The organism is Variovorax sp. SRS16 (assembly GCF_901827165.1).
In the GTDB taxonomy this organism is placed as follows: domain Bacteria; phylum Pseudomonadota; class Gammaproteobacteria; order Burkholderiales; family Burkholderiaceae_C; genus Variovorax.
The window spans coordinates 4,795,793-4,808,144 of the sequence record NZ_LR594666.1; the positions used below are offsets into that span (position 1 = coordinate 4,795,793).

The 12,352-nt window shown below is 67.8% G+C and carries 11 protein-coding genes and 1 riboswitch; of the genes, 2 read left to right on the forward strand and 9 right to left on the reverse strand.

Annotated elements, in window-relative coordinates:
• Positions 1-18 precede the first annotated feature (18 nt).
• On the reverse strand, positions 19-1,191 hold the full coding sequence (locus E5P2_RS23190; RefSeq protein WP_162569489.1) for an isovaleryl-CoA dehydrogenase: 1,173 nt from the start codon (positions 1,189-1,191) through the stop codon (positions 19-21).
• A 116-nt stretch (positions 1,192-1,307) separates the two neighbouring features.
• Here E5P2_RS23190 and E5P2_RS23195 point away from each other — a divergent pair, with 116 nt between their 5' ends.
• Positions 1,308-2,339 (forward strand): AraC family transcriptional regulator, encoded by a 1,032-nt coding sequence (locus tag E5P2_RS23195; protein WP_162569490.1) that lies wholly within the window; start codon positions 1,308-1,310, stop codon positions 2,337-2,339.
• A 164-nt stretch (positions 2,340-2,503) separates the two neighbouring features.
• Entirely contained in the window at positions 2,504-2,704 is a 201-nt protein-coding gene (locus tag E5P2_RS23200) for a hypothetical protein (protein ID WP_162569491.1), read from the forward strand.
• Positions 2,705-2,723: 19 nt separating this feature from the next.
• Here the strand turns inward: E5P2_RS23200 and E5P2_RS23205 are convergent, their stop codons facing one another.
• The 8 genes from E5P2_RS23205 to aceK form a co-directional block, all read right to left on the reverse strand.
• Positions 2,724-3,419 carry an HAD family hydrolase gene (locus tag E5P2_RS23205; protein ID WP_162569492.1) on the reverse strand — a complete coding sequence of 232 codons (696 nt, stop codon included), beginning with the start codon at positions 3,417-3,419 and terminating at the stop codon, positions 2,724-2,726.
• 29 nt (positions 3,420-3,448) lie between these two features.
• Positions 3,449-5,335, reverse strand: coding sequence for a phosphomethylpyrimidine synthase ThiC (thiC, locus tag E5P2_RS23210; protein ID WP_162569493.1), 1,887 nt, complete (start codon positions 5,333-5,335; stop codon positions 3,449-3,451).
• Between the two features lie 78 nt (positions 5,336-5,413).
• Positions 5,414-5,519, reverse strand: a riboswitch (TPP riboswitch).
• 27 nt (positions 5,520-5,546) lie between these two features.
• Positions 5,547-6,524: a VTT domain-containing protein gene (locus E5P2_RS23215; RefSeq protein WP_162569494.1), complete on the reverse strand. Its 978-nt coding sequence runs from the start codon at positions 6,522-6,524 to the stop codon at positions 5,547-5,549.
• Between the two features lie 12 nt (positions 6,525-6,536).
• Positions 6,537-7,355: a DUF3047 domain-containing protein gene (locus E5P2_RS23220; RefSeq protein WP_162569495.1), complete on the reverse strand. Its 819-nt coding sequence runs from the start codon at positions 7,353-7,355 to the stop codon at positions 6,537-6,539.
• Positions 7,356-7,518: 163 nt separating this feature from the next.
• Positions 7,519-7,956, reverse strand: coding sequence for a YchJ family protein (locus E5P2_RS23225; protein WP_162569496.1), 438 nt, complete (start codon positions 7,954-7,956; stop codon positions 7,519-7,521).
• 79 nt (positions 7,957-8,035) lie between these two features.
• Positions 8,036-9,166, reverse strand: coding sequence for an acyl-CoA dehydrogenase family protein (locus E5P2_RS23230; RefSeq protein WP_162569497.1), 1,131 nt, complete (start codon positions 9,164-9,166; stop codon positions 8,036-8,038).
• 25 nt (positions 9,167-9,191) lie between these two features.
• Positions 9,192-10,376, reverse strand: a complete 1,185-nt coding sequence (locus tag E5P2_RS23235; RefSeq protein WP_162569498.1) for an acetyl-CoA C-acyltransferase — start codon at positions 10,374-10,376, stop codon at positions 9,192-9,194.
• A 143-nt stretch (positions 10,377-10,519) separates the two neighbouring features.
• Positions 10,520-12,331 (reverse strand): bifunctional isocitrate dehydrogenase kinase/phosphatase, encoded by a 1,812-nt coding sequence (gene aceK, locus E5P2_RS23240; RefSeq protein ID WP_162569499.1) that lies wholly within the window; start codon positions 12,329-12,331, stop codon positions 10,520-10,522.
• Between the last annotated feature and the right edge of the window lie 21 nt (positions 12,332-12,352).

Below are 12,352 nucleotides of genomic sequence, written 5' to 3' on the forward strand. Positions count from 1 at the left end.
TTCAGCAGTCGGCGGTGGTCATGCCGTTTCAGCAAAGAGTTCACGGCCGATCAGCATGCGCCGGATCTCGCTGGTGCCGGCGCCGATCTCGTAGAGCTTGGCATCGCGCCACAGGCGCTCCACCGGAAAGTCCTTGGTGTATCCCACGCCGCCCAGCGCCTGGATCGCCTCGCCGGCCATCCAGGTGGCTTTCTCGGCCGAGTAGAGGATCGCGCCGGCCGCATCCTTGCGGAAGGTGCGTGCGTGGTCCTTGCGGTCGCAGGCCTTGCCGACGGCGTAGACATAGGCGCGCGTCGCCTGCCAGGTCGAATACATGTCGGCCAGCTTGCCCTGCATCAGCTGGAACTCGCCGATGCTCTGGCCGAATTGCTTGCGCTCGTGGACGAAAGGCAGCACGGCGTCCATGCACGCGGCCATGATGCCGAGCGGCCCGCCGGAAAGAACGGCGCGCTCGTAGTCGAGGCCGCTCATCAGCACCTTCGCGCCCATGCCCTCGCCGCCCAGCACGTTCTCTTCCGGCACTTCGCAGTTGTCGAAGAAGAGCGGGTAGGTGTTGGAGCCGCGCATGCCCAGCTTGTCGAGCTTGGTGCCGGCCGAGAAGCCCTTGAAGTTCTTCTCGACGATGAAGGCCGTCATGCCGCGCGCGCCCATCTCGGGCTCGGTCTTGGCGTAGATCACCAGCGTGTCGGCATCGCCGCCGTTGGTGATCCACATCTTGCCGCCGTTGAGCACATAGCGGTCGCCCTTCTTCTCGGCGCGCAGCTTCATGCTGACGACGTCGGAACCGGCATTGGGCTCGCTCATCGCCAGGGCGCCGACGTGCTCGCCGCTCACCAGCCTGGGCAGGTATTTCTTCTTCTGCGCCTCGCTGCCGTTGCGGTGGATCTGGTTGACGCACAGGTTGGAGTGCGCGCCGTACGACAAGCCGACCGAGGCCGAGGCGCGCGAGACTTCCTCCATCGCCACGATGTGCGCAAGGTAGCCGAGCTCGGTGCCGCCGAATTCTTCCTTCACCGTCATGCCGTGCAGGCCGAGTTCGCCAAGCTTCTTCCAGAGGTCGGGCGGAAACAGGTTGTCGCGGTCGATGTCGGGCGCGCGCGGCGCGATCTCGTTGGCGGCGAAGTCCTGGATCGCGTCGCGCAGCGAGTCGATGGTGTCGCCCAGGTCGAAATTCAGGCCGGGATCGTGCATGGGTTGTCTCCTGAGTGGCGGGCCGGTGTTGGCGCGAAAGCCGCAGCTTACGCCGTGTGCCGTTGCATTTGGCGCCACAATGGTTGCATATCGTGCCATCGACTCTGCCTTCCTCCATGCCCTCGTCGCTGCTGCGCCCGGCCGGCCGCGCAGCCACGCCGATGGCCTTCGTGCGAGCGATCGTGGAGGGCTACGAGCGCTACGGCCTCGATCCCACCGAGGCCCTGGCACGGGCACATATCGCGCCGCGCGATCTGGCCCGACCGCAGGCGCGCGTGACGGCGGCGCAGTTCGAGGCGCTGTCGGGCCACGCGATGCAGCAACTCGACGACGAGGCGCTCGGCTGGTTCTCGCGCCGCCTGCCCTGGGGCAGCTACGGCATGCTGTGCCGCGCCTCGCTGAGCTCGCCCGACCTGGGCGTCGCGATCAAGCGCTGGTGCCGGCATCTGCGGCTGCTCACGGACGACATCGTGCTCGACCTCAAGGTGGCGGGCGGCGTGGCGACGGTGTCGATCACCGAGCATCGCGCGCTCGGCGCGTTCCGCGAGTTCTGCTTGGTCTCCAATCTGCGCTTCCTGCACGGGTACGCGTGCTGGGTCATCGATTCGCGCGTCTCGCTGCGCGCCGCCGCCTTTCCCTTCGAGGCGCCGCCGCACCAGGACGCCTATCCGCTGATGTTCGGCGGCACGCTGCACTTCGGCGCCGCACGGGCGAGCTACAGCTTCGACGAGCGCTATCTCGCGTTGCCGCTGCAGCGCGACGAACGCGCGCTGCGCACGATGCTGCGGCGCGCGCTCCCGCTCACGGTGCTGCAGTACCGCCGCGACCGGCTGCTCGGCCAGCGCGTGCGCGAGTTGCTGCGCATGCGTGGCGGCGAGATGGCCAATGCGGCATCGCTGGCGGCGATGCTGAACCTGTCCAGCCGCACGCTGCACCGCCAATTGCTCGAGGAGGGCAGCTCGCTGCAGGCCCTGAAGGATGAGGTGCGCCACGAGCAGGCCGCGGAACAGCTGCGGCGCACCGATCGGCCGATCAAGCAGATCGCCCTGGCGGTCGGATTCCGCAACGAGAAGAGCTTTTCGCGCGCCTTTCGCGCCTGGGCCGGCATGACGCCCGGTGCGTTCCGGCGCGCGGATGGCATCACGTAAGAACTTCGACGTACAAACAGCCGCTGTACCTTTTTGACATGGCCACGATCGTCCGGAGGCTTTAAGCTCGCAGGCTGGGCCGTTCGTGAAAAAGTGTGAGCTAACGCCTTCGGCCTAAGCCTTCTGCGCGGATATTCACCCCGTTCCGGCCCTACGATCGACCCATGCAAGTTCCCGACACCGACACCTCCGAATACGCTGCGCTCATCGAGTTCGTCGCCACCTCCGGCCGCTCGCGCAGCCATCCGTCGGTGATCGAGAACGCCGGCGAGTTGATCGCCAACATGTGGTCGAGCCGGGCCAAGGCCATGACCCAATCGCTCGCCACCATGGCGAAGGCCGCCATGCACGGCAACGCCCGCTGAACGGACCCCGCCTCGGAACTCAGGCCGTCGCGGCAAAGCGCCACGCGGCCAGCAGCGCCGGCAGCTGCGCCATGTCACTGAACACCTGGGCCACGCCGACGCCGAGCAGCGCCTGCGGATCGCTGTGCCCGAGGTTGCCCGGGCTGTAACCGAACACCGTCGCGCCGGCGGCGATGCCCGCCACCGCACCCGTCACCGTGTCCTCGACGACCGCGCAGCGCGCCGGCGCGACGCCCAGCGCAGCCGCCGCGGCCAGGTACACGTCGGGGGCCGGCTTGGAGCGCGGCATCTCGTGGCCGCTGAAGATGCGGCCGGCGAAGCGGTCGAGGATGCCGATCTTGCCGAGCTGCAGCTCAACCTTGTGCCGGTCGGCGCCGGACGCGCAGGCGATGCGGCCGTCGAGCGCGCCGTGCAGCGCACGCACGGCCTCGGGCGCATGAGGAATCGCCACCAGGTCGCGCTCGAGCGCTTCATTGCGGCGGCCGCGGAACTCGCTCAGCCATTCGGGCGTCAGCGCGAAGCCGGTCTTGGCCTCGATCAGCGCGGCCTCGTCCTTCACGGCCTTGCCGGTGAAGACCCGCATGCACTCGTCGACGCTCAAGCGCCAGCCGAGTTCGCCGAGCATGTCGGCCAGCACACAGTTGGTGATCGGCTCGGAGTCGACCAGCACGCCGTCGCAGTCGAACAGCACGGCGTCGAAGGGGATGGGCATCATGCGCCGATGGTACCAACCCCTCCCCAGCCTTATTCGGTGCCGGACGCGATCGGGATGTAGATCTCGCCGCCGCGGGCCTTGAACTCGGCCGACTTGCCGGCCATGCCGAGCGCCAGCGCGTCGTCTTCGGCCAGGCCCTTCTGCGCAGCGAAGTCACGCACCTCCTGCGTGATCTTCATCGAGCAGAACTTGGGACCGCACATCGAGCAGAAATGCGCCACCTTGCTGCTGTCCTTGGGCAGCGTCTCGTCGTGGAATTCGCGCGCGGTGTCGGGGTCGAGCCCGAGGTTGAACTGGTCCTGCCAGCGGAAGTCGAAGCGCGCCTGCGACAGCGCATCGTCGCGCGCACGCGCACCCGGATGGCCCTTGGCCACGTCGGCCGCATGCGCGGCGATCTTGTACGCGATGATGCCCTGCTTGACGTCGTCGCGGTCCGGCAGGCCCAGGTGTTCCTTGGGCGTGACGTAGCACAGCATCGCGGTGCCGGCCCAACCGATCATCGCGGCGCCGATGGCACTGGCGATGTGGTCGTAGCCGGGCGCGATGTCGATGGTCAGCGGGCCGAGCGTGTAGAACGGCGCCTCGTGGCAGGTCTTGAGCTGCTCGTCCATGTTGGCCTGGATCAGGTGCATGGGCACGTGGCCCGGGCCTTCGATCATGGTCTGCACGTCGTGCTTCCAGGCCAGCTGCGTGAGCTCGCCCAGCGTGTGCAGCTCGGCGAACTGGGCCTCGTCATTGGCGTCCGATGCGCAGCCGGGGCGCAGGCCGTCGCCGAGCGAGAAGCTCACGTCGTAGGCCTTCATGATGTCGCAGATGTCCTCGAAGTGCGTGTAGAGGAAGCTTTCCTTGTGATGCGTGATGCACCACTTGGCCATGATCGAGCCGCCGCGCGAGACGATGCCGGTGCGACGGCCTGCCGTCAGGTGGATGAAGGGCAGGCGCAGGCCGGCGTGGATGGTGAAGTAGTCGACGCCCTGCTCGGCCTGCTCGATCAGTGTGTCGCGGTAGATCTCCCAGGTGAGGTCCTCGGCCACGCCGCCGACCTTCTCGAGCGCCTGGTAGATCGGCACGGTGCCGATCGGCACCGGGCTGTTGCGCACGATCCAGTCGCGCGTCGTGTGGATGTTGCGGCCGGTGGAGAGGTCCATCACATTGTCGGCGCCCCAGCGGATCGCCCACACGAGTTTCTCCACCTCTTCCTCGATGCTGGAGGTGACGGCCGAGTTGCCGATGTTGGCGTTGATCTTGACCTTGAAGTTGCGCCCGATCGCCATCGGCTCGACCTCGGGGTGGTTGATGTTGGCCGGGATGATCGCGCGCCCGCGAGCCACCTCGTCGCGCACGAATTCGGGCGTGATGATCTTCGGGATACTGGCGCCCATCGGGTTGCCGGCAAGGCGCTTCTCGCGCGCGGCATCGGCCATGTACGCAGCCATCCATTCGCGCCGGCCGTTCTCGCGCAGCGCGACGTATTCCATCTCGGGGGTCACGATGCCGCGGCGCGCGTAGTGCATCTGGGTGACGTTGGCGCCGGACTTGGCGCGGCGCGGCGTGCGCTGCAGCGCGGCGGCGCCGGCACGCAGCTCGGCGATGCGCTGGGCGTCGCGGTCGGCATGGGTGGCGCCGTCGTCGAGCGCGAGGTGCAGGCGCCCTTCGTAACTTTCCGTGTCGTTGCGTTCGGCGATCCACGCATCGCGCACGCCGGCCAGGCCGCGGCGCACGTCGATCTCGGCAGCGGGATCGGTGTATGGGCCCGAGGTGTCGTAGAGCGAGACGCGCTCGCCGTTGGTGAGCAGCACCTCGCGCACCGGCACGCGCAGGTCGGGCCGGCTGCCCTCGATGAGGGCCTTGGTCGAGGCGGGAAAGGGTTCGCGCGTGAGCGTGAGAAGGGAAGCGAACTTGTCGATGGCGTTCATGCGGGGCACTCCGGGTTGATGGACAACGGGGTGCTCCGCGATCGCTCCGGGGCGGCACAGGGTCTTCGAGGACGGGGGCCGTGGAGTCGCAGCTCTTCTTACGCTGGTATGAACCAGATCAAGTTCGCGGGTTCGGCCATTTGGCCATCTCAGTACGCAACTGCGTGCACCCCGGAGCGGGGTCGATTCTAGGCCTCGCGCGCCGTAGCGATCAAGCGGAATGTGCCGCGATGGCCGGCATGGCGCCCATCGACCCTTCTTCAGACTCGCTGGCCGCGACCATCGCCGTCCAGGCGTCGAGCCCGCCGGCGAGCACGCGCACGCGCGGCAGGCCCGCGGCCATCAGCACGCGCGCTGCGACGACCGCCGATGCGTCTTCGGGACAGTCGCAGAACACGACCAGTTCGCGGCCGTCCGAGAACGCGCCGAGGCGCTTCGGCAACTCGTTGAGGTCGATCGCCAGCGCGCCCGGGATCTCGCGCGGGTCGAGCGCGCGCGCCTGCGGCGCACGGACGTCGATCACCGTCGGACCGGCGCCGGCAGCGAGCGCCTCGCGCAACGCCAGCACGCCGATGTGCACGATGTCGTCGGCCCGCAGCGCCAGCCGCCGCACGCGCCAGCGCCACGCGACGAAGACCAGCAGCGCCAGACCGCAGGCGATCGAGGCCGCGATGCCGATCTCGGACAGCACCGCCAGGATGTCCTGGATGGCGGCGTGGAAGATCCGACCGATGACGAGAAAACCCAGCGCCCAGATCAGCGCGGCCACCGTCTCGTAGGACAGGAAGCGCGTGTTCGACATGCCCAGCGCGCCGGCCATCGGCGGCGCGATCACCGAGACGCCCGGCACGAACTTGGCGGCGATCAGCGACCATCCGCCCCAGCGGCCGAGGATCGATTCACTGCGCTTGACGCAGGTGTCGGCCGACAGCGAGATGCGGCACAGCAGCCGCATCACGCGGTAGCCCCAGCGCCGCCCGGCGAGGAACCACACGCCATCACCGAGGATGTTGCCGATCACCGCGGCCCCCGTGACCGCGGCGAAGGACACCTGTCCGCCCACCGACAAGCCGCCCGCCACGATCAGGAAGGGCACCGCCGGCACCGGCGCGCCCAGCCGCGTCGCCAGCGTGGCGGCGAACACCACGAGCGCACCCTGGTTGGCGAGGAGCGAGATGAAGTCGTTCATGGTCGATGCGCTCTATTCCCCTTGCAGGGGGTGCTCGGCCGGCGGCATCGCCGCGTTGTGGGCCGGCGCCGGGCTGTGCAGGTCGATGTCGGAATAGTAGGCCACGCCATGGCCGTGCGTATTGTCCGCGTCGGCCGAGACGGCCACCGCGACCACGTCGGGCAGCGTACCGCCGGCCTCGTCGCCGAAGGCACGCCGGTAGTCGGCCAGCAGATGGCGGCTTTCGCCCACCCAGGCGCCCGGCGTCGGCGCGGCGCCGGATTCCAACACGATCATGCGCATGCGCTTGGTGAAGGCGTTCGCGAGTTCCGTGCCCTTGGGCTCCTTGTTGTCCCATACGTAGCACAGGGCCTCGCTGGGAACGTCCTCGCCGGTCGCGCGGCGCGCCAATGCGAGGCTGGTGCGCTCGCCCAGCGAGAGCTTGGAGGTCGGCAGGTCGAAGAAGACGCAGAGCTTGGCCGCGCCGTCATCGCCGGCGCGCGTGCGCAGGTCGGCGCCGGCCACGAACTCGTCCACTCGCCAGCGCCAGGCCAGCGTGGTGCTGGCATCGAGCGGTGTTTGCGTGGCATGCACCAGGTTGCCGTAGGACTGGTCGGCATCGACCTTGAGCACCCGCCGCCCGTCCTGCTGCACGACTTCGAAGTGCGTGGGCGTCTTGTTCGGCAGGCCGCTGAAGTGCCACGGCTCGGGCGGCTGTGCGCCCTGGCTGGTCGAGAAGCGCGCCAGCGGCACGCTGTCGTCCGCGCGCGCGGCCGGCGCGGCAGCCCACAGGGCCAGCGCCAGCAGCGGCAGGGCCAGCGCATTCCACGACGGATGAGAGACGGGTTGCATCATCACCCCCGAAGTGTGGGCGCAATTCGACGCGAGATAAATACGCCAAAAGGAATCGCTCTGTGTCACCCAAAGAGACAATCGACGGCAGGCTGCTATCGAAGTCGTAGCACGCAACGAAGGCCCGGGCCATTCTCTCGCCGCTTTTGGCGGCCGGCGGCCTTCAGCGCAGATCGCCGTCGACGTAATACCAGCGGTCGAGCGTGCCGTCGTTCTCGCGCACGAAACGGCTGCGCTCGTGCAGCCGGCTCGCGACACCGGCGCTGCTGCGCTGGCGCGCCACGAACTCGACCTCGGCATGGTCGGCATCCAGCACCGAACGGGACCGCAGGTCGAGGCCGAGCCATTTCACGCCGGGTTCGAAACTGACCGCGGCAGGCCGCGTCGACGCATGCCAGGTCGCCAGCAGGTAGTCGGCCCGTTCGCGCACGAAGGCGGTGTAACGCGAGCGCATCAACGACTCGGCATCCGGCGCGGGCGTCTGATCGAAGTCGTCCAGGTAGCGCCCGCAGCATTGGGTGTAAGCCAGCGGCAGCTCCCGCCGATCGCGGCGCCCGCAGGGACAGGGGGCGCGGGCGGGGCTGGTGGACGGTGAGGGCATGGCAATCGATGGATGGCGAGGGATTCAGCCTCCATTGTGCAGACCCTCGCACAAACCCTGAGAGCGCCCCCGCCGCCGCTCAGGCCAGCGCGCGCTGGATCAGCAGCTTCTGGATGTCCGAGGTGCCTTCGTAGATCTGGCACACGCGCACGTCGCGGTAGATGCGTTCGAGCGGAAAGTCGTTCACGTAGCCATAGCCGCCCAGCGTCTGGATGGCCGCGCTGCACACGCGCTCGGCCATCTCGCTCGCAAACAGCTTGGCCATGGCGGCTTCCTTCAGGCAGGGCCGCCCGGCATCGCGCAGGCTCGCGGCATGCCAGATGAGTTGACGCGCGGCTTCGAGCTGGGTCGCGCACTCGGCCAGCCGAAAGCCCACGGCCTGCTGGTCGAAGATCGCGCCGCCGAAGGCCTGCCGCTCCTTGGCATAGGCCAGTGCGACGTCGAAGGCGCTGCGCGCCATGCCCACGCTCTGGGCGGCGATCCCGATGCGGCCGCCCTCCAGCGCGCCGAGCGCGATCTTGTAGCCCTCGCCTTCCTGGCCGATCAGGTTTTCGGCCGCGATGCGGCAGCCGTCGAAGTTGATCTGCGCGGTGTCGCTCGAGTGCTGGCCCAGCTTGTCTTCCAGACGCGCGACCTGGTAGCCCGGCGCGTCGGTCGGCACGATGAAGGCGCTCATGCCGCGCTTGCCCGCACCCTTGTCGGTGACGGCGATGACGATCGCGACCTGCCCGTTCTTCCCGCTGGTGATGAACTGCTTGACGCCGTCGATCACCCAGCCGTCGCCATCCTTGCGTGCGGTGGTGCGCAGCGATGACGCATCGCTGCCGGCCTGCGGCTCGGTCAGGCAGAAGGCGCCGAGCATCTGCCCGCGTGCGAGCGGCTGCAGCCATTTCTTCTTCTGCTCGGCATTGCCGTAGCGCATGAGGATCGCGTTGACCGGACAGTTGGTCACGCTGATCGCGGTGCTGGTGCCGCCGTCGCCGGCTGCGATCTCCTCGAGCACCAGCGCCAGCGTCACGTAGTCGAGGCCGGCGCCGCCGTCCTCCTCGGGCACGCAGATGCCGTAGGCGCCGAGCGCCGCCAGGCCCGCATGGGCTTCTTTCGGGAAGCTGTGCTCGCGATCCCAGCGCGGCGCATGGGGCCAGAGTTCGGCCTGCGCGAAATCGCGCACGGCGTCGCGGATCGCTTCCTGGTCGGCGTTCAGCAGCATGATGGGGCGGGCCTCGTTCGGTTCGTCAGAGCAGTTCGATCGCCACCGCGGTGCCTTCGCCGCCGCCGATGCACAGCGTCGCGACGCCGCGCTTCTTGCCGCGTTGCTGCAGCGCATGGATCAGCGTGACCATGATGCGCGCGCCGCTGGCGCCGATCGGATGGCCCAGTGCGCAGGCGCCGCCGTGCACGTTGACGATGTCGTGCGCCACCGAGAGCTCGTGCATCAGCGCCATCGGCACCACGGCGAAGGCCTCGTTGACTTCCCACAGGTCGACGTCCTTCACGCCCCAACCGGTCTTCTTGAACAGCTTGGCGACGGCACCGACCGGCGCGGTCGAGAACCACTCGGGTTGCTGCGCGTGCGTGGCGTGCCCGACCAGGCGCGCGATCGGCTTCACGCCCAGGCGCCTGGCGCTGCTCTCGGTCATCATCACCAGCGCCGCGGCGCCGTCGTTGATCGACGAGCTCGATGCGGCGGTGATGGTGCCGCCGTCCTTCTTGAAGGCGGGCTTGAGCGTCGGGATCTTGTCGAGCTTGACCTTGCCCGGGCCTTCGTCGACGGCGATCACGGTCTCGCCGCTGCGGCCCTTGACCGTGACCGGCGCGATCTCGGCCTTGAAGGCACCCGACGCGGTGGCGGCCTTGGCGCGCTCCACGCTGGCAATCGCGAAAGCGTCCTGCTGTTCGCGCGTGAACTTGTACTTGGCGGCGCAGTCCTCGCCGAAGGTGCCCATCGAGCGGCCCGGCTGGTAGGCGTCCTCGAGGCCGTCGAGCATCATGTGATCGAAGATGCGGTCGTGGCCCATGCGGTAGCCGCCGCGGCCCTTGAGCATCAGGTAGGGCGCGTTGGTCATGCTTTCCATGCCGCCGGCCACCATCACTTCGTGCGTGCCCGCGAGCAGCATGTCGTGCGCGAGCATCGCGGCCTTCATGGCCGAGCCGCACATCTTGCTGAGCGTGACGGCCCCCGCGCTGTCGGGCAGGCCGCCCTTGTACGCCGCCTGGCGCGCCGGCGCCTGACCCTGGCCGGCCATCAGGCAGTTGCCGAACAGCACTTCGCCGACCGCGTCGGCCGTGATGCCGGCGCGCTCGACCGCCGCCTTGATGGCGACGCCGCCGAGGTCGTGCGCGGCCAGGGAAGAAAAGTCGCCCTGGAAACCGCCCATGGGGGTGCGGGCGGCGCCGACGATGACGATGGATTCATTCATGGGTTTACTCCTTCAATCAATATCACTTGCACAATTCAATCCAAAACCAGAAACACCGCGGAACCGGCTTTGCCGGGCCGCTGGTGTTGCCCCCGGTAGGGGGTAGGCGGAGCGACACGAAGTGCGCGCAGCCTGGGGGCGAGCTAAAAATACGGTGCGTGGCCGTCGTGCTTGAAGCGGTGGGCTTCGTCGTAGGGAAAGACATCCAGCATCTGCCCGGCCTGGATGCGTTGCTTGTGGCTCTGCCAGAACGCGGCATCCAGCAGGTCGGCATGGTGCGCCATGAAAGCCTCGCGCACCGCCGCATTGCCGAGCAGGAAGGGGCCGAAGGTCTCGGGAAACACGTCCTTCGGCCCGACCGAATACCAGACCTCGCCGCTCATCTCTTCTTCCTCGTTGCGCGGCGTGGGCACCTTGCGGAAGTTGCAGTCGGTGAGGTATTCGATCTCGTCATAGTCGTAGAACACCACCTTGCCGCCGCGCGTCACGCCGAAGTTCTTCCACAGCATATCGCCCGGGAAGATGTTGGCCGAGACCATGTCCTTGATCGCATTGCCGTACTCGATCACCGCGTGCTCCAGCTGCTTGCCCGCGCGCTGGGCATGTTCCGGCTGCGCGAGCTGGTCGAAGGCTTCCTGCAGGTAGATGTTGAGAGGGATCATGCGGCGCTCGATGTAGACGTGCTTGAGCACGAGCTCCATCTCCCCGTTGCCGTCGCGGTCGCCGATCTCGAGCTGGCTGGGCGCGAACTTGCGGATCTCCTCGACCAGCTCGGGCTCGAAGCGGTCGAGCGGGAAGCCGACCAGGCTGTATTCGAGCGTGTCGGCCATGCGGCCGACCCGGTCGTGCTGCTTGACGAGCAGGTACTTGCCCTTGACCTGCTCGCGCGTGGTCTCCTTCTGCGGCGGAAAGAAGTCCTTGATGACCTTGAACACATAGGGAAAGGACGGCAGGTCGAACACCAGCATCACCATGCCCTTGATGCCGGGCGCGATGCGGAACCTGTCGGTCGAGTAGTTGAGATGCGAGAGGAAGTCGCGATAGAACAAGGTCTTGCCCTGCTTGGCGAGGCCGAGCGCGTTGTAGATCTCGGCGCGCGGCTTGCGCGGCATCAGCGAGCGCAGGAACTGCACATAGGCCGAGGGCACTTCCATGTCGACCATGAAGTAGGCACGCGCGAAGCTGAACAGCATCTGCAGGTCGTCTTCGCCGAAGAGCGCCGCATCGACATGGAACCTGCCCCTGCTGTCGTGCAGGATCGGCAGCGCGAAGGGCAGCTCGACGAAGCCGTTGATGATCTTGCCGACCAGGTAGGCGCCCTTGTTGCGGTAGAACAGGCTGGACAGCACCTGCAGCTGGAAGTTGGCGCGCAGCTTGATCTGGTGGAAGCGCCCGAGGATCGCGGTCGCGACGCGCTCGGCATCGCGCCGCCGGTTGGCGAAGCCGCCCAGCAGCGCATAGTCGTCCAGCACGACCGCGATCGTGTCGGCCAACGTGTCGGGGTCCGGATAGTAGGCGCGGTAAGTCGGCGCGCCGCGCGGCTCGATGTACTCTGTGCTGATGGCCGGCCGCACGAAGATGAAATCGTTCAGGAAGTAGGCGCGGTGCAGGATCTTGGTGGTCACCGAGTTGAAGAAGGTCTCGGCCAGCTCGGGCTGGTGATGGTCGACCAGGAGGCCGATGAAATGCAGCTTGACCTGGTGCCACACATCCATCGGCTGCTCGCCGGCCTTGAATTCCTTCTCGAGGCGCGCGACCGCCTCGCTCACCCGCAGGTCGTAGAACTCGATGCGCTCGCGCTGCGCGCGCTGCTGGCCGTGCCAGTCGGCGGTCTCGAAGCGATGCTTGGCACGCGCGGACTCGGCGCGAAAGAGCCGGTAGTGGCGGTCGAAGCCGTCGCGCATCGCACGGGCGATGTCATAGGCGAGCGGCGAGTCGAGACGCTGCGGAAACATGGTCCGATCCCCGCCTGCTCC